Genomic DNA, 23,288 nt, shown 5'->3' with positions numbered 1-23,288 from the left:
GCGGCGCATTGACCCATGTCAAAACCGTTTTTATGAGTAGCGGCACAATAATGGCACCTTGCCAATGCTGTTTCCGCTATCAGAGAAAACCTTCCATGGGTGCCTGGCTTAGCAATATCTCGCTGAAATACAAATTCTGGGCCGTCAACGCGGTCGCCTTTATCACTACCCTGCTCCTGGTGCTGTATGCCGTGCATCTCGAACAGCAATCGCGCAGCCATGCGTCCCAGGCCTCGGCACAGGCCCAGGCGCAATTGCTCGGTGCATGGCCGGCCGACAAGGCCCTGCCCAAGAGCGAGCAGTGGCTGACGTTTGCCCGCGGCCAAGTCCCACAGCTTGCCGATCAGGATCTGTCAGCCCTGAGCAGCACCACGGGTTGGGTCGAACTCAACCACATGCCGCTGTTTGGCGAAAACATACTGATGGGCGCTGAAGTGATCGCCCGCCCTGATGGGCAATACATTGCCGTGCTCGCCCACGCACCCAGCCTGAGCCAGGTATTCAGTGAACGCTTCGCCAACTATGCCGTGGCGGTGCTGATCCTGATGCTGGCGATGCTCTGCGCGTCGCAACTGCTGATCCGCTTCCTGCTCAGCCAACTCAACACCCTCAAGGACGTGATGCTGCACGTGGAGAAAACCGGCGATCTGTCGGCCCGCGTGCCATTGGCGTGCAAGGATGAAGTCGGCCAGATGGCCAGCGCCTTCAATGCCATGCAGGCGGGCTATCAGCGTGTGGTCAGCACCGTGGCGCGCACCGCCAAGCTACTGGACGATGGTGCCGCTCGATTGGCCAGCAGCATGAACGAGGTACAACACGGCATGCTTGGCCAGCAAAGCGAGACCGACCAGGCCGCCACCGCCATCAACGAAATGACCGCCACCGTTTACCATATCGCCCAACATGCCGGCGCCACCCGCGACTTGTCCCAGACCGCCGACACCCTCGCCGGCAGCGGTCAGGAAGTGGTCACCCGCGTACAACACTCAATCGCCGGCCTGTCTTCCGGCGTGCAACAGACTGCCGAAATGATCCAGAAACTGGCCGAGGACAGCCAGAAAATCAACAGCGTGGTGAGTGTGATCCACAGCATCGCCGAACAGACCAACCTGCTCGCCCTCAACGCTGCCATCGAAGCCGCCCGCGCCGGGGAAATGGGCCGTGGGTTTGCCGTGGTCGCCGACGAAGTGCGCAACCTGGCCAAGCGCGTGCAAAGTTCCACCGACGAAATCACCCGCATGGTCTCAGCGCTGCAAGCCGGTACCCGTGACGCGGTGGACTTCATGCAGGAAAGCTCGTTCAAGGCCGACGACTGCGTACAACAAGCCCTGGAAGCCGGCGCAGCACTGGCCGAAATCACCGGTGCAGTGGCGCAGATGCGTGAAAGCAACACCCAGATCGCCGTCGCCGCCGAACAGCAAAGCCACGTGGCCGAAGAGATGAACCGCGCGGTGGTGAGCATTCGTGATGTGACCGAGAACACCGTGCAACAGACGGTTGATTCGGCGACCACCAGCAATGAGCTGGCGACGTTAGCTGGGGAGTTAAGCAAAGCGATTGGGCAACTGAAGCTGTAGGACTTCTCCACCTGTAATCCGACTCCTACGATCGACTCCCCGTTTACCCGAAGTTTTGGCGAACCCTCCTAGCCGTCCTGGCGAATAGCGCCGACTTCTTTCCCTGACGAACCTCGCCAAAGTCTCTCGCCTGATCATTCAGTGCGAGGGACCGCCGATGTACCTATCCGTTAATGCCCTGGTTGTCGGGGCTGCCCCTTGATCCCCGTCATTGCCAGTTTTGTCCTGGCCCCCATGGATGCCAAGGCGCCGGACGTTGAGCGCGTCTTTCGTGACTTTCGCGCTTGCCTGAATACCTTTGATGAGTGGGCCGGGAGCTTCTGGAGCGTTTCGGCACTGGAAGTGGAGCAGGTGTTCAAAGTTGGGGAAGAGGTGGCGCTGGTGGCACCGGTCTCTTCCAACGCCCCAAGTAAAACGGTCGCCAGGTGCGATACCCAGGGATCGTTGACTCTGGTGCATATGTTCGAAAGCACTCGGTTTGTGCCGATCGGCAATACGCCGGTGATGCTGCAAGCCATTGCCCAGGACGGCAGCCCGCTCGGCGCACCACTCCATCGAACCATCGGTCCCAGCGGCATCCTCGAAATCACCGAGTGTGATCGCAACCAGCCGTACCAAATCACCTTCTACCCCAACGTTTCCACGGATCACGTCAAGGCGCTGTATGCGTCTTATCAGTCGGTGATCGCGGGGTTGGAAGGTCGCCTGCGTGACGAATGGACCAAGACCTTCCAGCCCGAATGGGACGACTTCGCCAACGCCACGCCGCTCGAACGTAGCGCGATGCAAGGTTTGGCGTTTTCAAGCGGGATGGCCAAGGCGCTCTACAACCTGTGGGACAACGTTACGCAGCTGTATGACTTGCTGGCGGACCTCAAGGCCAACAGCGAAAAGCTGCTGGCCTACATCTCCCAGGCCGAACTCGATGAACTGTTGAAGCTCGGCAAAGACACCATTGCCAACGGTTTGCTTGTGCTCAGCGATGAGCCGCTGCTGTTTATCTACGTGTCGGCCATGGTCAGTTGGATGCGCATGATGCCGCCGCAGATGACTGAACTGTGGGGTGAGATCACTGGCGAGGTCCTGATCAATCTGCTGTTGATTCGTGTATTGGGTGCGATGGGGGTGGCGGCGCGGCTGGGCCCCCAGGTACTGAGCGCGATTAAATCCAAGCGCGCGCGGGAGTTGTTGGAGTTGCTGGCCAAGCAGCTTGTAGAGCCGGGGCTGGAGCCGCATGTCGAAGCGGTGAAGCCTTTGCTGCTCGGTGGCCCGGCGACAGCGATCAAGACTGTACCGGTTGCGCCGTTGAAGGCTGGGGATCAGTTGGTTTCCAACCCGGTACCGGCGGTTCGTAACAAGACACAGAAGACCGTGTTGGTCAGGCAGGAGCCTGTCGATGATGTGCCTGTTGTATCGACGAATCCGAAGGGCGATGCGGCGGCTTCTTCGGATAAGACCGTCACCAACGGCTGCCCTGTGTCGATGGTTACCGGGGAGGAACTGCTGACCCTGACCGATGGCACGTTGGACGGGATTTTGCCGTTTGAGTGGACACGGTTGTATCGCACCAGTGCGGTGGAAGTGGATGTTGGGTTGGGGTTTGGCTGGAGTCATTCGCTGGCGCAGCGGCTGGTGGTCGACGGCGATTCAGTGGTGTGGACGGATCATGAAAACCGCTCGACCACCCTACCCTTGCCCACAGTTGCGCGACCTGCGATCACCAATAGCCTGGCCGAAGCCGCGATCTATTTGGGCGCTTCGCCGGATGAGTTGGTGTTGTCCCAGGCGTCGCAGTTTTATCACTTTCGCGACGGAGTGTTGGTCTCCATCAGCGATGCGTACGACAACCGGCTGCGGATTTCTCGGGATTATTTGGGGCGGATTGAGCGGCTGGATCACGGCGTCGGACGTTCGCTGTTCCTGCGCTATGCGTCGAGCCACATCGTGGCGGTGGACTATCAGGTTCAGCGCGCCAACGGGTATGAACCCTTCGAGTGGGTGACCGAGCAGAACCTTGTTTCCTACGCATACGACGACGCTGGCCGATTGGTTTCGGCGACCAATGCGGTAGGTGAAAGCGAGGTTTATCGCTACGACGATCAGCACGTGATTCTTGAGCGCGGACTGGCCGGTGGGGCGAGTTTCTTCTGGGAATGGGAACGGGCTGGCAAGGCTGCGCGCTGTGTCCGGCATTGGGCCAGTTTTTCGCAGATGGATACGCGGTATGTCTGGGGGGATGACGGCCGCGTCACGGTGCACAACGCCGATGGCAGTCAGGAAGTGTACGTCCATGACGACCGGGCGCGGCTGGTGCAGCGGATTGATCCGGACGGTGCGCAGCACTTCAAATCCTACGACGACAAGGGTCGCCTGACGGTTGAGCAGGACCCGCTGGGGGCGGTGACGGCGTATCAGTACGACGAAGCCGGACGCTTGGTGGCGTTGTTTCCTGGGGATGATGAGCCGACAACCTACGAGCATGACAATGGCTTCGTACGGGTGGTGCGCCGTGGTGAGGCGGTTTGGAAATACGAGCGTAACGATCAGGGCGACGTGACGCGTAGGACCGATCCCGATGGTCATGTTACGGATTACAGCTACGACAAATATGGGCAACTGGTTGGGGTTTGGTATCCGGATCACAGTTGTCAGCGGCTGGTGTGGAATGAGCGCGGACAGTTGCTTGAAGAGCAACTGCCGAATGGCGGCATCCGCCGCTATCGCTACGATGATTTAGGCCGCCAGATTGCCCGCGAGGATGAGCATGGCGCGCTGACCCAGTATCAGTGGGACAGCGTGGGTCGGTTGGTTCGCGTGGTGCTGCCGGGTGGAGCGTGTCGGGAATACAGCTACAACCCCTACGGAAAAATCACCGCAGAACGCGATGAACTCGGCCACGTCACCCGCTACGAATACGCCGACGGCCTGCACCTGATCAGCCGCCGCCTCAACGCCGATGGCACTCAGGTCAACTACCGCTACGACAACGTGCGGTTACTGCTGACCGAGATCGAGAACGAGGTCGGTGAGTCCTACCGACTTGATTACCACCTCAATGGCCTGATCCAGCAGGAAATCGGCTTTGACGGCCAACGCACTGCCTACGTCTATGACCTCAACGGCAACCTGCAGGAAAAGACCGAACACGGTGACGATGGCAGTCAGCTCGTTACTCGCTACGAACGCGATCACGCCGGTCGACTCGTCAGAAAAACCCTGCCCGATGGCAGCCTTGTTGAATATGCCTACGACCGCCAGGGCAACCTCCTCAGCGTCGACGACGGCCATTGGGCGCTGGCCTACGAATACGACAGCCAAAACCGCCTCACCGCCGAACACCAGGGCTGGGGCACCTTGCGCTATGGCTACGACACCTGCGGCCAGCTTCAACACCTGCGCCTGCCCGATAACAACCGGCTGGTCTTTAATCATGCGAAAGGCGGCCACCTCGCCACCGTCGAATTAAACGGCGCGCTGCTGACCTCACACCTGTTCAAGGCCGGCCAGGAACACCAACGCCAACAAGGCCAACTCCTCAGCCACTACCACTACGACGACCAGCGCCGCCTGCATGCCCACGCAATCACCCAGCAACAAGACCATCTCTACCAACGTCAATACGACTACGACAAAACCGGCAACCTCACCCGCCTGCTCGACACCCGCAAAGGCGAACACCACTACCACTATGACCCCGTAGGCCGCCTCACCCGCGCCGACCACTCCCAAGACCTGCAGGAACGCTTCGGCCACACCCCGGCCGGCAACCTGCTCATGCAAGACCGCCCCGGTCCCGACATCGTCGCCGGCAACCGCCTGATGATCCAGGGCGACCGCCACTACGACTATGACGCCTTCGGCAACCTCATCCGCGAACGGCGCGGCCGTGGGCACGCGCTGATCACCGAATACCGCTACGACTGCCAGCATCGACTGATTGGAATCACCCAACCCAATGGCCAAACCGCGAGCTATCGCTACGACCCGTTTGGGCGGCGCATCAGCAAAACCGTTGACGGCCTAACGACGGAGTTTTTCTGGCAAGGCGACAAGCTGATTGCCGAACACCATGCGGATCGCCATCGCAGCTATCTCTACGAACCCGATAGTTTTAGGCCACTCGCCCTGCTGGAAGGCTTTGGCCCAAAAGATACCAAGCCCTACCACTACCAACTCGACCACCTCGGCACGCCGCAGGAACTGACCGACCCCGACGGCGAAATCGTCTGGTCCGCGCACTACCGCGCCTACGGCCAGATCAGCCGTCTCGACAAAGGCAAAATCGACAACCCGCTGCGTTTTCAGGGCCAGTACTTTGATCAGGAAAGCGGACTGCACTACAACCGTCATCGCTACTACAATCCGGATGTCGGTCGCTACCTGACGCCTGATCCGGTGAAGTTGGCGGGTGGGATCAATGCGTACCAGTACGTGCCCAATCCCACCGGCTGGGTAGATCCGTTAGGCTTAAGCACTTGTCCTGGTGAAAATGGATGTAAACCGACAAACGGCGCTGATGCCCCGGAGAAACATGCAAAAGTCCACGAGGGAGATGCAGAACTACCTAAAGGGGCCGATAGTAAACTATCTAGAAATGGTGCTTTTAAAAGAGCAAAAGCAATAGGCGAAATTCCAAAGACTCAACACCCGACACTAATACGCAGAGTTAAGATCACTGATCAGGAGCAATACACGGAGGGGAGAGTGTACACATTCAAATTACAGGAACGCCAAATAGAAATCAGGGAACACTCACTAGGTCATAAAAAAGGTAACCTTGGTCCACACTTCAACACGGAGATCAGAATCAACGGACAATCAATACCGTTAAAAAACGACACAGACAATCACTCATACTTCAAGAGATAAAAAATGGAAACAGTATTCATCAGACAAATAGGCATCCATCCGTGGGATCAACTGTATCCTAGCCACGACGAGAACTATATAACGGTAACACTGCTCAACCAAGATTATGCAGGTGTGTGGAAAACCTGGTGTGAGTTTAGCTCACGAATTAAAGAAAAATGGCCAAAAATTGTACAATGGCATACACATCTATCGCCTTGCTACAGCAAAAGTGAAGAATATACTTTACAAAAGAACTTTTATAAAAAATCACATCCAGGAGATATCTTAAGGAAAAATGAATTCACCAACGTCTACTCTCAGATAATTAACTTAGATTCCAACCCACTTCAAATTAATCCTGACCGCATGGCATGCTATCGAACTTCTGTAACACTTATGCAAAACAATGAAAGCAGTCTTGAACACCTATGGCACAACCTAAGCACTCTCACGAACATCTCAAAAACTGACGACTTCAAATTAATCCTTTCTGACGAAAATTCTATTTCCTTCAGGTTCTATGATGCAGAAACACATGGGGTCGCCCAGCTCATTTGCCACTCAGAACACTTGTCTTTACTAAACAAAGCCATTCAGAAAATGAGCTTGGAAGAGATCCAGCAAAACGGTGTTTACGAATATATTCATAGGTAATGGGTTTAGAAGTTCGACATTCATTTTATTTACTTTACGTGTGTGCCCTCTCAGAAGAGCTGAATACTGGACCGCTAGTCGATACCTATTATTTCCTGCTAAGTCTATAGACCCCATAGCCAACCCCAATTCGCCCACCCGCCCACCCCCACCTAAACTCTCCCCATATTATTTCAACGGACAGAGGGTTCACCATCATGGGCAAACGTCATCCCAATCTCCCCGCCTGGCAATGGCGTAACTACCCGCAAAACCATCAGCACCCGACCAACCTGGCGTTGCACCTGATTGCCGTGCCGCTGTTTATCATCGGGTTTCTGTTGATTGTGTCCGGTGTGTTCAGCCTGAGCCTGGCCAGTTTCGCCATTGGCGTAGTCGGCATCCTCGCGGGCCTGGCGCTGCAGCGTCATGGCCATAGCCTGGAAGCCCAGGCCAGTGAGCCATTCAGTGATCGTAAAGACGCGGTGCAGCGTCTGGTGGTCGAGCAGTTCGTGACGTTCCCGCGCTTTGTGTTGAGCGGTGGCTGGTGGCGTGCCTGGCGGCAGCGCCACTGAGCATCAGGCGAAGACCACCACGGTCTGGCGGCTGAGGGCGATCAACGCGCCGGTTGGGCTCCACAGCGCGGCGGCGGCGTGGCCGTAGCCGTCGCGCGCATGTTCAATGCTGACGTGGTACTGGCACCAGTCCAGGGTCGTCAGATTCTGCAACGGCTGGATGAACTCGATGGTCCAGGTCAGGGTGCTGCCCGGAGCAGGCTTTTTCAGGTGCGGCAGCAGCGCCGGTGGCCAGGCATCGACCAGGGCGAGGATATGCGCTTCGGTCAGCGGTTCCTCCTTCACATCCCCGCGCAAGCGAACCCACCCGCCCATCTCGCGGGATTTATTACCGGTAAACGGCAAACCGCCAACGCTCCAGCGCATCGCCAGGTGGCGCATGAACTCAGGCGTGACGCCCTTGATATAGGGCAGTTCCTGGCATTCACCCCAGTGCTTGAACGTTGGCGGTGGTTCGCTCGCCACCTCGATTTCCGACTCGCGGGACGCACCAAAACTCGCCTGGACCAGTGTCGCTACGTCACCCTTCTGCACCACACGACCGAGCAACTGGCTGACCGCCTTGCCTTCACGCAACACTTCGACTTGATAGCTGGCGGGTACATCGGGCTCGACCGGGCCAACGAAGGTGATCGCGAGCGAGCGCAGTGGGCGGTCCATCGGCACCTGGGCGCGCAAGGCTTCGTATTGCAACGCCGCGACCAGGCCACCAAAGGACGCTCGGCCCTGGGCCCATTCGGCAGGAATGGTGATCTCCAGCGGGTTGCTACGGGCGGCGTCGAGCAAATCACTAAAGCGCATGGCGACCTCACATCAAAAGAAACAGATGGTCGATCTTAACCATGGAGCCGGCAAGGTACAGCGCTTATTCCGGCCAAAAGCCGGACCGATTTAGAAACAATCCGCGCTGAGTTTGTCCAGCACCCGATCCGCCTGCCCTTCGGCCTTGGCCATGGTGCGATGCCATATTGCAACACAGGGCTGCAGATCAGCTTGATGTTCGGCCTGGGCTAACCATTGCCAGCAGTCATGCCAATCACCCAGTGCCGCTTGGGCTTTCTTCAGGCGTGGCAGGGCATTGGAGGGCAACTTATCCAGCTGGGGGTAAGCCTCGGCGGCATAGCGCACACGCTTGATCAACAAGCGCAAACGGTGGCGATCATGGTCTGGATCTTTCAGTGCTTGATCGAGTTTCTGCCATTGCTTGGCCAGGCGCTTCTCAATACGCGGTCGCAAACCCTTGAGCAATTTCTGGTGCTCCGAGGCGCGGATAAAGCGCGGGAATGCATCAAGGATCAGCAGCAGATGGGCAACTTCCGGGCCTTGCGCCACCTGGCGATAGGCGTCGGGTTGCAGGCGCAGGCGTCGATCAGCGGCCTCGTGATAACCATGCTGATGCAAATACGCCGCCAGCACCTCTCGGTCGCGCAGTGGCGTCGTCAACTGGCCGACCGTGCCGGCGGCCAATTCAAGCTGTTCCACACCCGGCAGCCCGCGCAAAGGGCGCAACAGGCTGCGCAGGCGGCGCACGGTGGTGCGCAGATCATGCAGGGCTTCATCATCGGTGACGGCAGCGAGGCGAGCCTGGCAGCTCAGTAACCCTACTTCCAGGCCAATGACCTGAGCGACTAACTGATCGACCAAAGCTGACATCCTGCCCTCACTCTCAGATGAAAAATCCCACTCTGCGCCGCCAGTTAACGCCCGGCGCGCGACTCACGAATATAGAACCGCGCTTTCTCGGCCTTGTTTGAGCAGCCTTCAAACGCTTCGAATTGCTGCTGGGTCTTGGCACCAGTCAATAAAGACAAAGCCTTGGAGTAGCTGACGGTGCCGGCAAAACCTTCGGCCTTGGCCAGGTCGAGCTCTTTCCAGGCGGCATCCAATTGCGAGCCACAGCTGTCGCGGTATGCGGTTTTCCCGGCGCAACCCGCCAGGGCCAACATGATCACAGGCACACACATCCAGGCTTTCATCGATGACACCTCAAAATAAAGAAAAACAGTCGTACGGTGTAGACGTTGCCTACAAGAAAAAGTGCCTTGTCCTTAGCCTGAAATCGGTAGTACCTATTGCCAGAGCATACCCGAGCCTGAGCGCTATTCTTGAAAAATATTGCCAGGCGCAACGAAGATTGAAGCAGCCCCTAAAATAGGTGCATTGTGGGCACCCGCTTATGAAGGACATCGACCATGAAGAAACGTGTTGCCTTGGTGCTGGGGTCCGGCGGGGCCAGAGGCTATGCCCATATCGGAGTAATCGAGGAAATCGAACGGCGCGGTTACGACATCGCCTGTATTGCCGGTTGTTCCATGGGGGCCGTGGTGGGTGGGATCTACGCCGCGGGCAAACTGGACGAGTATCGAAACTGGATTGAAAGCCTCGACTACCTCGACGTGCTGCGTCTGGTGGACGTGAGTTTCCGCCTTGGGGCGATTCGTGGCGAAAAGGTTTTCGGGCAAATCCGCAAGATCGTCGGTGAGATCAATATCGAAGAGCTGCGCATCCCCTACACGGCCGTCGCTACCGACCTGACCAATCAACAGGAAATCTGGTTCCAGGAAGGCTGCCTGCACCAGGCCATGCGCGCCTCGGCGGCGATTCCCAGCCTGTTCACTCCGGTGATGCAAGGCAACCGCATGCTGGTGGACGGCGGCCTGCTCAACCCGCTGCCCATCGTGCCGGTGGTGTCGAGCCATTGTGACTTGATCATCGCGGTCAACCTCAACGCCACCAACCAGAAACACTACCATTTGCCGGTGATCCAACGCCCGCCGGCGTTCAAGAGCCGCTTCAACAGCCTGGCGAAATCACTCGGCTCGCACCTGCCGTTTCGCCGCAAGCAGGCCGAGCAGTTGATGAAACTTGAGCAGGAAGCCTTGCAGGCCCAGGCGGCCGAGATCAATCCGTGGCTGGAGTCGGCCGAGCCAGAATCCCAGCAGCCCGCCGCCGCACCGGAAAAGCCTGGAGCGCCGAAGTCGGCCACCGGTTCGTTCATCATCGATAACGTCGGGCCGGCGTCGCTGCTGGACCTGATCAACCAGAGTTTCGAGGTGATGCAGACCTCGCTGGCGCAATACAAGATCGCGGGCTACCCGCCGGATGTGCTGATCAACGTGCCGAAGCGGGTGTGCCGGTTTTTCGAGTTCTACAAGGCCCCGGAGTTGATCGCACTGGGCCGGGAAATTGCCAGCGATACACTGGATCGCTATGAGAGTGAGCAGCGCTGACAGCTGTCAGGCACTCAACAGCCGATACCCCACTCCCGCCTCGGTCACGATAAACCTCGGCTGGGTCGGATCATCCGCCAGCTTCTGGCGCAGATGCCCCACCACAATCCGCAGGTAGTGACTGTCTTCGGTGTGAGTCGGCCCCCAGATGTCCTTGAGCAGTTGCTGCTGGGTGATCACCCGTCCCGGATGCCGCGCCAGTTGTGCCAGCACGGCGTATTCCTTGCGGGTCAGTGCCACCTCGGCGCCGTCCAGCAGCACGCGGCGATAGGCCAGGTCCACCATCAACGGGCCAAACTGCAACGCCGCTTCCTGGGGCTCGCCCACGGGTGCCTGACGCAATAAGGCCCGCACGCGAGCCAGGAACTCCTGGATGCCGAAGGGCTTGGTGACATAATCATTTGCGCCACCGTCGAGGGCTTCGACCTTCTGCCCTTCGCTGGCCCTTACCGACAGCACCAGTACCGGCACCGTCGACCACTCCCGAAACTCGCGCAATACCTGCTGGCCGTCCATGTCCGGCAGGCCCAGGTCGAGCACCAGCAAGTCGGGCTTGCTCAGCGCCGCCTGGGCCAGGCCTTCGTTGCCGGTACCGGCCTCGATCACTTTGTAGCCCTGGGAAGCCAGGCTGATGCGCAGGAATTTGCGGATTTGCGGTTCGTCATCAATGACTAAAATCGTCGCGGTCTGGCTCATGGCGTCCAATCAACATCCGTAGAGAAAACAGGGTAGCTCACGCCTCGCCTTCCAGGCCAGGCTGTGTCGGCAATGGCAGGAACAAAGTGATACAGGTACCGCGCCCATCAATGCCCTCGGCCACGCTGATATGCCCACCGTGGGCTCCGACCATGCCCTGGCAGATCGCCAGGCCCAGGCCGGTGCCCTGCCCGCCTCGATCACCGCGTGCAGCGGTGTAGAACATATCGAAAATCTTCGCCCGCTCATCCTCAGGAATACCCGGCCCCTCATCCGCCACAGCGAAAAACAATTGGTTATTCGCCACACCGGCACTTAGTTGCAATCGACCTTGGGGCGGTGAAAAACGCGCGGCGTTTTCCAATACATTGACCAGTGCCTGTTCGATCAACGCGGCATGTACATAGAGCAACGGCAACTCCGCCGGCACATCGGTGCTCACCAGCAGCGGCGCCAGCACCGCGCGCAAACGCCCGAGCGCACTGCCGACAATATCGCAGGGCGACACCCAGTCCCGCGCCAGCTTCAGCGCCCCATGGCCCAGCCGGGTCATGTCCAGCAGGTTCTGGATATAGCGGTCCAGGCGTTCGGCTTCATCGCGGGTGCCTTCAAGCAACTCGCGGCGATCCTCCAGGGGGATGGCTTCGCCGAGCGCCAGCAGGCTGTCGATACTGCCGCGCATGGAGGTCAACGGTGTGCGCAAATCGTGGGACACCGACGCAAGCAAGGCGCTGCGCAGTTGCTCGGTTTCGCCATGCAAACGTGCGGATTCCAACTCCTGGGCCAACTGCGCCCGCGCCAGGGCCTGGGCCAGAGGCTGGCTCAAGGCGGTCAGCAAACGACGCCGCTGGCCACTCAATTCCAGACCCGGCTTGGCACTGACGCCGAGCAACCCCAGCGGCCCCTCCTCACCCGACAACGGCCACCACCACCAGCGCCCGAACGGCAAGGTGCCGGTGCCCATGCCTGCCGGCTGGTCATGCTGCCAGGCCCAATCGGCCGCAGCACGCTCGGCTTCGGTGAAGGTCAGCGGGCCGCCGGTCTCGACCTTCCAGCCACCCTGGCCGTCGCGATTGACCAGGCACAGATCCAGGTCGCTCCAGCCTTCCAGATGGTGGGCGGCGGCGCTGATCACCGCCTGGCGGTCGGTGGCGGCGGTGAGTTTGCGCGACAGGTCGAGCAGTTCGCTGGTTTCTTCCTGGGTGTCGCGCAACGCCTGCAACTGGCGGCGCTGGCGCGCGGCAAGGTTGCCGGTCAGCGCCGCCATCAGCAGGAAGAACAACAGGGTCAGCACGTCTTCTTCGCGCTGGATGGCAAAGGAAAAGCTCGGCGGTATGAACAGAAAGTCATACGTCAGGAATGACAACGCCGCACACACCAGGGACGGCCCCAGGCTGCTGCGCACCGCCACCAGCAACACGGCGGCGAGAAACACCAGCGAGATATTCGGCAGTGGCAACACGCTTGCCACTGCCCAGGCCACGCCGGCGGCGATGATGGTCGCCACCACGGCCAAGGCGTAATCGAACCACACCAGACCGCGCACATCCGGCAAGCGTGGGACTGCGGGCACATCGTCGCTGTCGAGGACGTTGATTTCCAAACCCCGGGCATTACGCAACAACCGCGCCGCCAAGCCGCCACCGAACAGGCGACGCCGCCAACCCATTCGCGACTGCCCCACCAACAGCAGGCTGGCGCGGCGTTCGGCAGCATGCTGGATCAAGGTCTTGGCCACCTCCCCCGCACGCAGCAGCACCACTTCGCCGCCAAGACGCTCGGCCAGTTGCTGGGCGTTTTGCAAGCGCAGGCGGGCCTGTTCATCCCGCGCACGGCCGTTGTCGATATGCACCAGGCTCCACGGCAAATGCCGACGCTGGGCGACGCGACTGGCATGGCGCACCAGGCGTTCGGCTTGCACGTCGCCATCCACACCCACCAACAAACGACCGCGCACCGCTGGCGCCGCCTGGCCGAGCTGGCGATAGCCCTGGGCCAAATCGTCGTCGACATGAGCAGCAGCGGTCTGCATCGCCAGCTCGCGCAGGGCCATCAGGTTGGTCTGGGTAAAGAATGCATCGATGGCAGCGCGGGCCTGTTCCGGCACATAGACCTTGCCGTCGCGCAGGCGCTCGAGCAGTTCGCGGGACGGCAGGTCGATCAGCAGCAGTTCGTCGGCTTCTTGCAGCACCCAATCCGGCAGGGTTTCGCGCACCTGTACACCGGTGATGCCGCGTACCTGGTCATTCAGACTTTCCAGGTGCTGGACGTTGACCGTGGTAAACACATTGATGCCTGCGGCGAGCAGTTCCTGGATGTCTTGCCAGCGCTTTTCATGGCGGCTGCCGGGGGCGTTGCTGTGGGCCAGTTCGTCCACCAGCACCAGCTTGGGCTTGGCGGCGAGCAGGCCGTCGAGGTCCATTTCTTCGAGCATCACGCCACGGTATTCGCTGCGCAACAGCGGTTGTTGCGGCAGGCCGCTGAGCAACGCTTCGGTCTCGGCGCGGCCGTGGGTTTCAACCACGCCGGCGATCAGTTTGACGCCCTGGCGCAGTTGGGTGTGGGCAGCCTGGAGCATGGCGTAGGTCTTGCCCACACCCGGCGCGGCGCCGAGGAAAACTTTGAGCCGGCCACGGCCGTCCCGGGGCAGATCGGCTAACAGGGCATCGGCGCGGCCGGAGTCGCTCATGCTGGGGTTTCCTTCAATTGTTCAGACCCAGAGAAAATCCAATGTGGGAGGGGCTTGCCCCCGATTTCGGTGGTTCAGTCGATACCTGTGTTGACTGACACTCTGCTATCGGGGGCAAGCCCCCTCCCACAGGGTTCAGAGTTTTTCCAGGGCCATGTTCAGCGCCAACACATTCACCACAGGCGGCCCCACCAGCGGGCTTTCGATATGTTCATCCATCAACCGTTGCAGGGTGGATACCGGCACATTTCGCGCGGCAGCCACCCGTGCCAGTTGATAGGCAATCGCCTGGGGTGGCAAGTGTGGATCAAGACCGCTGCCGGAGGTAGTCAACGACGCCAAAGGCACCGGCCCCTGGCTAGGCACCCACTGCTTGTTCGCGTCATCGAACACGCGGGTGGCCAAGGCCGGGTTGCTTGGGCCAAGGTTACTGGCGCTGCTGGAAACCGTCGCAAAGGCACCCGCCGAAGGACGCGGATGGAACCAGCTGTCACCGGTAAAATCCTGGGCGATCAGGCTGGAGCCACGCACCTTGCCACTGGCATCACGCACCAGGCTGCCGTTGGCCTGGTCCGGGAAGGCGACTTGGGCGACACCGGTGACCACCAGTGGATAGGCGACGCCGGTGATCAGGGTCATGAGCACCAGCAGGCTCAGGGCTGGACGGATTATGTTGGACATTTCAAATTCCTCAATTCGGTCTTTGCAACCTGTGGGCACGGGATGGTGCCCACCGGCATCGGGTCAAACCAGGTGCAATGCAGTCAGCAGCATGTCGATCGCCTTGATGCCCACAAACGGCACCAGCAGCCCGCCCAGGCCGTAGATCAACAGGTTGCGCCGCAGCAACGCCGCTGCACTCGCGGCGTGCACACGCACACCGCGCAGCGCCAAGGGGATCAGCACGACGATGATCAGCGCGTTGAACACAATGGCCGAGAGAATCGCGCTCTGCGGGCTCTGCAAATGCATCACGTTGAGAACGCCCAACTGCGGGTAGATCGAGGCGAACAACGCCGGCAGGATCGCGAAGTACTTGGCCACGTCGTTGGCGATGGAAAAGGTGGTCAACGCGCCGCGAGTCACCAGCAACTCTTTACCGATCTGCACCACGTCCAGCAGCTTGGTGGGGTCGCTGTCGAGGTCGACCATGTTGGCGGCTTCACGCGCCGCCTGGGTGCCGTCGTTCATCGCCATGCCGACGTCCGCCTGGGCCAGTGCCGGGGCGTCGTTGGCGCCGTCGCCGCACATCGCCACCAAGCGGCCGTCGTTTTGCTCGTGACGGATGCGCGCGAGTTTTTTCTCCGGGGTCGCCTCGGCCAGCACGTCATCCACACCGGCTTCGGCAGCAATCGCAGCGGCTGTCAGCGGGTTGTCACCGGTGACCATCACGGTGCGAATGCCCAGCTTGCGCAGCTCGGCGAAACGTTCGCGAATACCGGGCTTGACCACGTCCTTGAGGTGGATGGCACCGAGCAATTTGCCGTCGGCACACACCAGTAATGGTGTGCCGCCGCTCTGGGCGATCTTGTCGATTTCCCGTGACAATGCCGGTTGCAGGTCGCCGCGTTGCTGGCCAATAAACGCCAGCAGCGAATCCACTGCGCCTTTGCGGAACACGCGGCCCTGGTAGTCAACACCGGACAAGCGGGTCTCGGCGCTGAACGGTACGGCGGTCAGTTCATCCAGGGATGGCTCGGCCTGCGGGTGCAGAGCCCGCAGGTATTCGACGATGGATTTGCCTTCTGCCGTGTCGTCCGCCAGGGACGCCAGCAGCGCACCTTCGGCCAGGTCCTTGCCGCTGACACCCGGTGCCGCCACTACCGCTGAACAACGACGGTTACCGAAGGTGATGGTGCCGGTCTTGTCCAGCAGCAACACGTGCACGTCACCGGCCGCTTCCACGGCACGGCCGGACTTGGCGATCACGTTGAGGCGCACCAGGCGGTCCATGCCGGCAATACCGATGGCCGACAACAAGCCGCCGATGGTGGTAGGAATCAGCGTCACCAGCAGTGCGACCAAAAACACCAGCGGCAAGCTGCCATTGGCGAAGTGGGCGAACGGCTGCAAGGTCACGACCACCAGCAGGAAGATCAGGGTCAGGCCGATCAGCAGAATATCCAGCGCGACTTCGTTGGGGGTTTTCTGACGTTTGGCACCTTCGACCAGGGCGATCATGCGGTCCAGGGTGGACTCGCCGGGGTTGGCGGTGATGCGGATCAGCAGCCAATCCGACACCAGCCGCGTGTTGCCGGTGACGGCCGAGCGGTCGCCGCCGGACTCGCGGATCACCGGTGCGGATTCACCGGTGATCGCCGCTTCGTTGACCGCTGCGATGCCTTCGATGACCTCGCCGTCGCCGGGGATCATTTCCCCGGCGGCGACACGCACCACATCACCTTTGCGCAGGCTGGTGGCCGGCACGACCTTGAAGCTGCCATCGGCTTCCTTACGGCGCGCGCTCAGACCTTCGCTGCCAGCCTTGAGGCTGTCGGCACGGGCCTTGCCGCGTCCTTCGGCCAAGGCTTCGGCGAAGTTGGCGAACAGCACGGTGAACCACAGCCACACCGCGATCTGCACGGCGACATAGGTCGGCACAGTGGTGTCGGGCACGAAGCACAACACGGTGGTGAGGATGGCGGTCAGCTCGACCACCAGCATCACTGGCGAGCGTTGCAGCTGACGCGGGTCCAGCTTGACGAACGCCTGGACCAGCGCCGGGCGCCACAGGGAAGAGATGGCGGTTTTAGCGGGTTCCTGGGTTTTGACTGGAGCCGCGTTTTTTGCAGGCATATTCATTTTCATATCCCCTTTTTAGAAGCCCATGCTCAAGTGTTCAGCGATGGGCCCTAACGCCAGCGTCGGCAGGAAAGTCAGGCCGCCCACCAGCAAAATGGTCACGGTCAACAGGGTCACGAACAGCGGACCATGGGTCGGGAAGCTGTTCTGGCCAATCGGTGCGGTCTTCTTCATCGCCAGGCTGCCGGCCAGGGCCAGTACCGGGAGGATGTAGCCGAAGCGGCCGATCAACATGCCCAGACCCAGCATCAGGTTATGGAACGGTGTATTGGCACTGAAACCGCCGAACGCCGAGCCGTTGTTGGCGCTGGCCGAGGTGTAGGCGTACAGCAACTGGCTGAAACCGTGAGGGCCGGGGTTACTGATCGCGCCGGCAGGGCCCGGCAGGCTCGCGGCGATGGCACCCAGTACCAATACGCCCACCGGCATCACCAGCAGGGTCACGACCAGCAACTGCACTTCCTTGGCCTGGAGCTTCTTGCCCAGGTATTCCGGGGTGCGGCCGATCATCAGGCCAGCCAGGAACACCGCGATCAACACGTTGAGCAACATGCCGTACATACCGGCGCCGACACCGCCGAAGATCACTTCACCGACCATCATGTTGACCAGCGCCACCATCCCGCTGAGGGGGCTGAGGCTGTCCTGCATGCCGTTGACCGAACCGTTGGACGCCGCGGTGGTGGTCACTGACCACAGCACCGTGCCAGTGGTGCCGAAGCGCGCTTCCTTGCCTTCCAGCGGCGCGGTTTGCTCTACGGCCGGGTTGTTCAGGGTCGGATTGGGCTGATACTCGGACCACAGTGAAGTCGCGCCGCCGATCAGGAACAGCGCCAGCATGCAGCCAAGAATGGCGCGGCTTTGGCGCAGGTCTTTGACGTAATGACCGAAAGTGAATACCAACGCCACCGGGATCAGGATGATGGACGCCACCTCAAACAGGTTGGCCCAGGCAGTCGGGTCTTCAAAGGGATGCGCCGAGTTGACGCCGAAAAAACCACCGCCGTTGGTGCCCAATTGCTTGATCGCAATCTGGCTGGCCGCCGGGCCCAGGGGGATCACCTGATCCACGCCTTGCATCGTCACGGCATCAACGTAGTGCGCGAAGGTTTGCGGTACGCCCTGCCATACCAGGAACAGCGCCAGCACCAGACACAGCGGCAGCAGACCGTAGAGCGTGGCGCGGGTCATGTCGACCCAGAAGTTACCCAGGGTCTTGGCGGATTTGCGCCCGATCCCACGGCACAGCGCGACCAGGACGGCCAGGCCGGTGGCCGCGCTGACGAAGTTCTGCACGGTCAGGCCAGCCATCTGGCTGAGGTAGCTCAGGGACGCCTCACCGCTGTAGGACTGCCAGTTGGTATTGGTCATGAAACTGACCGCGGTATTGAAGGCCAGGGTCCATTCCTGGCCCGGCAATTTCTGCGGGTTCAGTGGGAGATAGTCCTGGAACAGCAGGATCGCGAACAACAGCAAAAAGCCCGCGAGGTTGAACGCGAGCAAGGCCAGCATGTATTTCTGCCAGCTTTGTTCCTGCTCCTGATCCACGCCGGCGACGCGATAACACACGCGCTCGACCGGGCCCAGCACCGGGCTGAGCCAGGTGCGCTGGCCTTCCATTACCTTGTAGTAGAACCGCCCCAGGAACGGCGCCGGCACCAGTACCACGGCAAAGAAGGCAATGATCAGCCAATAGTCATAACTGTGCATGGCCAGCTCCTAGTTCCGATCCGCGCGTAACAGCGCAACCAGCAGATAAATGAACAGCGCCACGGCCAATAGCAGTGACACCCCGTCCAGAACGCTCATGGAAGTCTCTCCGTTTAGCGGCGAGTGCCGCGTGTAGGGCAATTGTCCGCAGGAGTGGCGTAAAGGAACGAGAGCGAGGGGGTGGGCGGGGCGTAAAGATGGCGTAAAGAGTGGGTTTATGCGGGGTTTACACTGCGGGTTTCCAGCGTCTGGGCGGGCGCTATCGGGAGCAAGCCCCCTCCCACATTTGGGCAGGATACATCCCTGGAATACGGTCAACCTGTGGGAGGGGGCTTGCTCCCGATAGCGCCGACACAGTCGCCACCGCACCCATCTGGTGCAACACGGGAAAATTTCAAACGCCAAACCGTCCCCCACACGACAGTTGCGCCGCTTTACGACAATGATTCCCAGGCTGGCATGGCCGCTGCAACACCTTGAATCATTCCAAACCGTTCAGGGAGCGCAACACGATGAACACACAACTCAAACCCACCTTGGGCACCCTGCATTTATGGGGCATTGCCGTGGGGCTGGTGATTTCCGGGGAGTATTTCGGCTGGAGCTACGGCTGGGGAGTGGCCGGGACCTTGGGCTTCCTGGTGACCTCGTTGATGGTCGCAGCGATGTATACCTGCTTTATCTTCAGTTTCACCGAGCTGACTACCGCCATTCCTCACGCAGGCGGACCGTTTGCCTACAGTCGTCGCGCATTTGGTGAGAAAGGCGGCTTGATCGCAGGCCTCGCCACACTGATCGAATTTGTCTTCGCTCCGCCCGCCATCGCCTTGGCGATCGGCGCGTATCTGAATGTGCAGTTCCCGGCCCTGGACCCCAAACACGCGGCCGTCGGTGCCTACATCGTGTTCATGGGGCTGAATATTCTCGGCGTGAAACTCGCCGCCACCTTCGAGTTGGTGGTGTGTGTGCTCGCCGTCGCTGAGCTGCTGGTATTCATGGGCGTGGTCGCGCCCGCGTTCAGCTTCAGCAACTTTGCCCTGAATGGCTGGGCCGGTTCCGACACCTTCGGCGCCCCGGCGATTGCCGGGATGTTTGCGGCGATCCCTTTTGCCATCTGGTTCTTCCTGGCCATCGAAGGCGCGGCCATGGCGGCCGAGGAAGCGAAAGATCCGAAGCGCACCATTCCAAAGGCCTACATCAGCGGCATCCTGACCCTGGTGATCCTGGCCATGGGCGTGATGTTCTTTGCCGGCGGCGTGGGCGACTGGCGCACCCTGTCGAACATCAACGATCCACTGCCGCAGGCGATGAAAACCGTGGTGGGCGACAGCTCCGGCTGGTTGCACATGCTGGTGTGGATCGGCCTGTTCGGCCTGGTGGCGAGCTTCCACGGCATTATCCTGGGCTACTCGCGCCAATTCTTCGCCCTGGCCCGCGCCGGTTACCTGCCATCTTTCCTCGCCAAATTGTCGCGCTTTCAAACACCACACCGGGCAATCATTGCCGGTGGCGTGGTCGGCATCGCCGCGATCTATAGCGATGGCCTGATCAACCTGGGCGGCATGACCCTGACTGCGGCGATGATCACCATGGCGGTATTCGGCGCCATCGTGATGTACATCATGAGCATGCTCAGCCTGTTCAAACTGCGTAAGACCGAGCCGCTGCTGGAACGTACCTTCCGTGCGCCGGGTTATCCGATCGTGCCCGGCATCGCGTTGGTGCTGGCTGTGGTGTGCCTGGTGGCCATGGCGTGGTTCAACGCGCTGATCGGGATGATCTTCCTCGGCTTTATGGCCGTGGGTTTCATCTACTTCCAGATGACCGCGCAGGACCGTGCCGATGCACCGGCAGATGCAATGTTGACCGGGCTCTAAGGTTTCGAGGCAGAACGGGCCTACACTGAACTACTCAGAAAGCCCGTAACTCAAAGTAGTTATTGCCGTGGGAAAATTCTCCCACGGTAATCTGCCTCAAGGAGAGCCTTATGCCGTGGTATGCGTGGTTGATTATGGTAGTTGCGATCGGGTCGATCGTCGGAGGGCTGATGATGCTGCGTGACAGCGCCAACAAGGTGGAACTCACCGACGAACAACGCAAACGCGTGGCCGAGCGCAATGCCCAGGCGGACGCCAAGGACGCGCAGGACCGCTAGGACCGTTTACTCCCAATCCGCCTTGGCAATCTGCAACCCGTGCTGCCCTTTATAGGCAGCACGCTCCGGCTGGCTCCAGCCGACCAGCAACTCGTCCTTCAACCTGTAGATCTCAACCCCCAGCGGACGGCACACCGTCAGCGGGTCCTGCGCATCCGGCCCCCACATCGGCAGTGACAAATCCCCGCCTGGGCACGTCGACAGCGCGCACAGCAAATCAATCTCGGCAAAAAACTCCAGGTAATCGCCCTTCTGCGCTGGGCAGGCTTTCATGAAGTACATATCGTCGTGATTGAGGCCCGTGCACTGGAAGATATTCAGCACGTCATGCACATCGAATTCCGTCAGACCGTGAGGCAAAACCGCACGGGTCAGGTTCGAGTGGCAATGGTGGTGGAAATCCTCGCCCGTGAGCATGCGGTTCACATAGGGATCGCAGCGTGTCCCCAGCAAGTCATGCAGACGCCCGCCATGCTCATCGATGCCGTAACTGGCCAGGCTGTCATCGGTGATGGTCACCAGGGGCCTTAGAAATGGCAGATTCGACCATAGCCGGTCATGAGTGCTCACATGCGCACCCTGCAACTGACGGGTACGTGCAGCCCAAAGACGTTCGCGGGGGTCATTGGCGTTCCACACATTGAAGTCCCCCACCTGCGGGCCCACGGGCGTGGTGACACGAAACACATGCCCGGCCGGCACCTTCCACGCCCTGCCCGTGCGGATTGGGATTTCGAATCGTTCGATTAACGTACGCGGATTCTTGTGATCGCGAATGCGCTCATAGAAGGCGGTGTCGACCTGCAGCGCGGCGCCTTTGCTGACTTGGTAAGCGGGCGGGTAATTTTTGTACATGATGGACGCCTCGACTGGGGAATTTTCTACATAATAGATGATCATCATTCATGCCAGTGCTGAGGAGTATCAGGACCGAAGGTTTTAAAGTGGGATCGGAAACCGCTTTTGTATGGGTATTTATCATACCCCGTGACATAATCGACCTTTTTCAAGCTATAGTCTGGGTTTCCATCCAAAGCCACTTTTTGTCAATTCACGCAGATGCACGATGAACCAGAGAGCACCCTTTCGACGAGAGACGCTGAAGCCGGACGGACCTGACTCTTTGTAACTACACAGGTGGCGTGCGGCCTACTGTGAGCGTGCCGCAATGGTGAATGGCTCATCGCTTGTAATGAAAGTGACATGTATGGGTATGGAATTTAATTTACTTACCTCACTATCATAGCTCATCAGTGCGGGTAAACAGAGTAAATATGAGACATGGTGGATGAAATGGAATTGATCAGATGGCTGGATTTTGAGCGACTGGGCGATAACCGAGGGGAGTTGATCGCCATCGAAGTTGGCATCGACAAGATTATCCCTTTTGAGATAAAGCGTGTTTATTACATCTACGCTACAGCCCCCGGCATCAGCAGGGGGTTTCATGCCCATCGAAATTTAAAACAAATTGCGATCTGCGTATCCGGCACCTGCAAGATGGTCTTGGACAATGGAACTGTTCGCCAAGAAACCATTATGAACAGCGCTACCCGCGGGCTGGTTATCGAAAGTATGGTATGGCGGGAAATGCATGACTTCAGCCATGACTGCGTATTGCTGGTGCTGGCAAGTGAACATTACGAAGAATCCGACTACATAAGATCTTATGAGACTTTTCTTGAGGAGCAAGCATGTCTAAAAAACTGATAATCGTTGGGGCGGGTGAGTTCGCCATGATTGCTTATGAGTACTTTACGCATGACTCTGATTTTGAGGTCTGCGCTTTTTCCATCGAGAAGGAATACCTCGAAAATACCACGCTGTACGATCTCCCCATTGTAGAGCTGGAATCAATCGAAACTAAATTTCCACCCGCCGACTATAAAGTCTTCATCGCGATACCGGCCTCGCAACTCAACCGACTGAGAACTCGTCTGTATGGCTTGATCAAGTCCAAGGGCTATACGTGCGCCAGCTACATTAGCTCCCGTGCGTTCGTGTGGCACAACGCTCAAATCGGCGAAAACTGCTTTATTTTCGAGAACAATACAGTTCAACCATTCGTATCGATTGGGAACAATGTGATTCTCTGGAGCGGCAACCATATCGGACACCGTTCACGTATCAATGACAACTGCTTCCTCTCTTCGCATGTCGTGGTGTCAGGCTATTGCGATATTGGCGAGTCTTGCTTTCTCGGTGTCAACTCAACACTGAATGATCGTATCAGCATCCCCAAAGACTGCGTGATTGCCTCCGGAACCCTGGTCAATAAAAATCTGCCCGAGCCAGAGCGAATTTATTACGGCTCACCTGCACAGATGCTGCCGAAGAAAAGCAGTCTTAAAGTAAAATTGTAGGGTATTG

Annotated in this window: 19 protein-coding genes; 9 read left to right on the top strand and 10 right to left on the bottom strand. The window is 59.3% G+C overall.

The window, feature by feature from the left end; translation table 11 throughout:
- Nucleotides 1-95: 95 nt before the first annotated feature.
- The 4 genes from M2397_RS05275 (at nucleotide 96) to M2397_RS05260 (ending at nucleotide 7,636) form a co-directional block, all read left to right on the top strand.
- A complete protein-coding gene (locus M2397_RS05275) occupies nucleotides 96-1,577 on the top strand; it encodes a methyl-accepting chemotaxis protein (RefSeq protein ID WP_259242396.1) in 1,482 nt (493 codons plus the stop codon).
- A 198-nt stretch (nucleotides 1,578-1,775) separates the two neighbouring features.
- Nucleotides 1,776-6,446: an RHS repeat-associated core domain-containing protein gene (locus M2397_RS05270; RefSeq protein ID WP_259242395.1), complete on the top strand. Its 4,671-nt coding sequence runs from the start codon at nucleotides 1,776-1,778 to the stop codon at nucleotides 6,444-6,446.
- A 3-nt stretch (nucleotides 6,447-6,449) separates the two neighbouring features.
- Nucleotides 6,450-7,082, top strand: a complete 633-nt coding sequence (locus M2397_RS05265) for a hypothetical protein (RefSeq protein WP_259242394.1) — start codon at nucleotides 6,450-6,452, stop codon at nucleotides 7,080-7,082.
- 197 nt (nucleotides 7,083-7,279) lie between these two features.
- Nucleotides 7,280-7,636, top strand: a complete 357-nt coding sequence (locus M2397_RS05260) for an Mpo1-like protein (protein ID WP_131699038.1) — start codon at nucleotides 7,280-7,282, stop codon at nucleotides 7,634-7,636.
- A 3-nt stretch (nucleotides 7,637-7,639) separates the two neighbouring features.
- On the opposite strand, the gene M2397_RS05255 is transcribed toward M2397_RS05260, so the two are convergent.
- The 3 genes from M2397_RS05255 to M2397_RS05245 form a co-directional block, all read right to left on the bottom strand.
- Entirely contained in the window at nucleotides 7,640-8,437 is a 798-nt protein-coding gene (locus M2397_RS05255) for an acyl-CoA thioesterase II (protein WP_131699037.1), read from the bottom strand.
- A gap of 90 nt (nucleotides 8,438-8,527) precedes the next feature.
- Complete coding sequence (locus M2397_RS05250; protein WP_131699036.1) at nucleotides 8,528-9,289, bottom strand: CHAD domain-containing protein; 762 nt, start codon at nucleotides 9,287-9,289, stop codon at nucleotides 8,528-8,530.
- Nucleotides 9,290-9,333: 44 nt separating this feature from the next.
- Nucleotides 9,334-9,612, bottom strand: coding sequence for a hypothetical protein (locus M2397_RS05245; RefSeq protein ID WP_003172685.1), 279 nt, complete (start codon nucleotides 9,610-9,612; stop codon nucleotides 9,334-9,336).
- Nucleotides 9,613-9,828: 216 nt separating this feature from the next.
- Here M2397_RS05245 and M2397_RS05240 point away from each other — a divergent pair, with 216 nt between their 5' ends.
- Nucleotides 9,829-10,866, top strand: coding sequence for a patatin-like phospholipase family protein (locus M2397_RS05240; protein WP_003172684.1), 1,038 nt, complete (start codon nucleotides 9,829-9,831; stop codon nucleotides 10,864-10,866).
- A gap of 6 nt (nucleotides 10,867-10,872) precedes the next feature.
- Here the strand turns inward: M2397_RS05240 and M2397_RS05235 are convergent, their stop codons facing one another.
- The 6 genes from M2397_RS05235 to kdpF form a co-directional block, all read right to left on the bottom strand.
- Entirely contained in the window at nucleotides 10,873-11,562 is a 690-nt protein-coding gene (locus tag M2397_RS05235) for a response regulator (protein ID WP_145338873.1), read from the bottom strand.
- A gap of 37 nt (nucleotides 11,563-11,599) precedes the next feature.
- Nucleotides 11,600-14,251 carry a sensor histidine kinase KdpD gene (locus M2397_RS05230; RefSeq protein WP_259242393.1) on the bottom strand — a complete coding sequence of 884 codons (2,652 nt, stop codon included), beginning with the start codon at nucleotides 14,249-14,251 and terminating at the stop codon, nucleotides 11,600-11,602.
- 135 nt (nucleotides 14,252-14,386) lie between these two features.
- Complete coding sequence (gene kdpC, locus M2397_RS05225; protein WP_259242392.1) at nucleotides 14,387-14,932, bottom strand: potassium-transporting ATPase subunit KdpC; 546 nt, start codon at nucleotides 14,930-14,932, stop codon at nucleotides 14,387-14,389.
- 63 nt (nucleotides 14,933-14,995) lie between these two features.
- Nucleotides 14,996-17,053 (bottom strand): potassium-transporting ATPase subunit KdpB, encoded by a 2,058-nt coding sequence (gene kdpB, locus M2397_RS05220; protein ID WP_178116788.1) that lies wholly within the window; start codon nucleotides 17,051-17,053, stop codon nucleotides 14,996-14,998.
- 15 nt (nucleotides 17,054-17,068) lie between these two features.
- Nucleotides 17,069-18,763 (bottom strand): potassium-transporting ATPase subunit KdpA, encoded by a 1,695-nt coding sequence (kdpA, locus tag M2397_RS05215; RefSeq protein ID WP_259242391.1) that lies wholly within the window; start codon nucleotides 18,761-18,763, stop codon nucleotides 17,069-17,071.
- A 9-nt stretch (nucleotides 18,764-18,772) separates the two neighbouring features.
- Complete coding sequence (kdpF, locus tag M2397_RS05210) at nucleotides 18,773-18,862, bottom strand: K(+)-transporting ATPase subunit F (protein WP_003218754.1); 90 nt, start codon at nucleotides 18,860-18,862, stop codon at nucleotides 18,773-18,775.
- Between the two features lie 413 nt (nucleotides 18,863-19,275).
- Here kdpF and eat point away from each other — a divergent pair, with 413 nt between their 5' ends.
- Together eat and M2397_RS05200 are read left to right on the top strand one after the other, a co-directional pair.
- Nucleotides 19,276-20,640: an ethanolamine permease gene (eat, locus tag M2397_RS05205; RefSeq protein WP_131699030.1), complete on the top strand. Its 1,365-nt coding sequence runs from the start codon at nucleotides 19,276-19,278 to the stop codon at nucleotides 20,638-20,640.
- A gap of 110 nt (nucleotides 20,641-20,750) precedes the next feature.
- Nucleotides 20,751-20,918, top strand: coding sequence for a DUF2897 family protein (locus M2397_RS05200; RefSeq protein ID WP_003172675.1), 168 nt, complete (start codon nucleotides 20,751-20,753; stop codon nucleotides 20,916-20,918).
- 6 nt (nucleotides 20,919-20,924) lie between these two features.
- Here M2397_RS05200 and M2397_RS05195 read toward each other — a convergent pair whose 3' ends face one another.
- Complete coding sequence (locus M2397_RS05195; protein WP_259242390.1) at nucleotides 20,925-21,773, bottom strand: DUF1989 domain-containing protein; 849 nt, start codon at nucleotides 21,771-21,773, stop codon at nucleotides 20,925-20,927.
- A gap of 438 nt (nucleotides 21,774-22,211) precedes the next feature.
- On the opposite strand from M2397_RS05195, the gene M2397_RS05190 reads away from it, so the two are divergent.
- Both M2397_RS05190 and M2397_RS05185 read left to right on the top strand, forming a co-directional pair.
- Complete coding sequence (locus M2397_RS05190; protein WP_145334748.1) at nucleotides 22,212-22,628, top strand: FdtA/QdtA family cupin domain-containing protein; 417 nt, start codon at nucleotides 22,212-22,214, stop codon at nucleotides 22,626-22,628.
- Nucleotides 22,613-23,281, top strand: coding sequence for an acetyltransferase (locus tag M2397_RS05185; RefSeq protein WP_145334751.1), 669 nt, complete (start codon nucleotides 22,613-22,615; stop codon nucleotides 23,279-23,281). Before M2397_RS05190 ends, M2397_RS05185 begins: the two co-directional genes overlap by 16 nt.
- The last annotated feature ends 7 nt before the right edge of the window (nucleotides 23,282-23,288 follow it).

The sequence above is a fragment of the Pseudomonas sp. BIGb0381 genome (genome assembly GCF_024809815.1).
Classification (GTDB): Bacteria; Pseudomonadota; Gammaproteobacteria; order Pseudomonadales; family Pseudomonadaceae; genus Aquipseudomonas.
Note: the sequence above shows the minus strand (reverse complement) of the source record. Positions and strands in the feature narration are given on the sequence as shown.

Coding starts and splice junctions, on each gene's coding strand:
- M2397_RS05190 (WP_145334748.1), top strand. CDS start 22,212: ATGGAATTGATCAGATGGCTGGATTTTGAGCGACTGGGCGATAACCGA.
- M2397_RS05255 (WP_131699037.1), bottom strand. CDS start 8,437: ATGCGCTTTAGTGATTTGCTCGACGCCGCCCGTAGCAACCCGCTGGAG.
- kdpC (WP_259242392.1), bottom strand. CDS start 14,932: ATGTCCAACATAATCCGTCCAGCCCTGAGCCTGCTGGTGCTCATGACC.
- eat (WP_131699030.1), top strand. CDS start 19,276: ATGAACACACAACTCAAACCCACCTTGGGCACCCTGCATTTATGGGGC.
- M2397_RS05265 (WP_259242394.1), top strand. CDS start 6,450: ATGGAAACAGTATTCATCAGACAAATAGGCATCCATCCGTGGGATCAA.
- kdpF (WP_003218754.1), bottom strand. CDS start 18,862: ATGAGCGTTCTGGACGGGGTGTCACTGCTATTGGCCGTGGCGCTGTTC.
- kdpB (WP_178116788.1), bottom strand. CDS start 17,053: ATGAATATGCCTGCAAAAAACGCGGCTCCAGTCAAAACCCAGGAACCC.
- M2397_RS05185 (WP_145334751.1), top strand. CDS start 22,613: ATGTCTAAAAAACTGATAATCGTTGGGGCGGGTGAGTTCGCCATGATT.
- M2397_RS05250 (WP_131699036.1), bottom strand. CDS start 9,289: ATGTCAGCTTTGGTCGATCAGTTAGTCGCTCAGGTCATTGGCCTGGAA.
- M2397_RS05275 (WP_259242396.1), top strand. CDS start 96: ATGGGTGCCTGGCTTAGCAATATCTCGCTGAAATACAAATTCTGGGCC.
- M2397_RS05230 (WP_259242393.1), bottom strand. CDS start 14,251: ATGAGCGACTCCGGCCGCGCCGATGCCCTGTTAGCCGATCTGCCCCGG.
- M2397_RS05245 (WP_003172685.1), bottom strand. CDS start 9,612: ATGAAAGCCTGGATGTGTGTGCCTGTGATCATGTTGGCCCTGGCGGGT.
- M2397_RS05200 (WP_003172675.1), top strand. CDS start 20,751: ATGCCGTGGTATGCGTGGTTGATTATGGTAGTTGCGATCGGGTCGATC.
- M2397_RS05235 (WP_145338873.1), bottom strand. CDS start 11,562: ATGAGCCAGACCGCGACGATTTTAGTCATTGATGACGAACCGCAAATC.
- M2397_RS05195 (WP_259242390.1), bottom strand. CDS start 21,773: ATGTACAAAAATTACCCGCCCGCTTACCAAGTCAGCAAAGGCGCCGCG.
- kdpA (WP_259242391.1), bottom strand. CDS start 18,763: ATGCACAGTTATGACTATTGGCTGATCATTGCCTTCTTTGCCGTGGTA.
- M2397_RS05240 (WP_003172684.1), top strand. CDS start 9,829: ATGAAGAAACGTGTTGCCTTGGTGCTGGGGTCCGGCGGGGCCAGAGGC.
- M2397_RS05260 (WP_131699038.1), top strand. CDS start 7,280: ATGGGCAAACGTCATCCCAATCTCCCCGCCTGGCAATGGCGTAACTAC.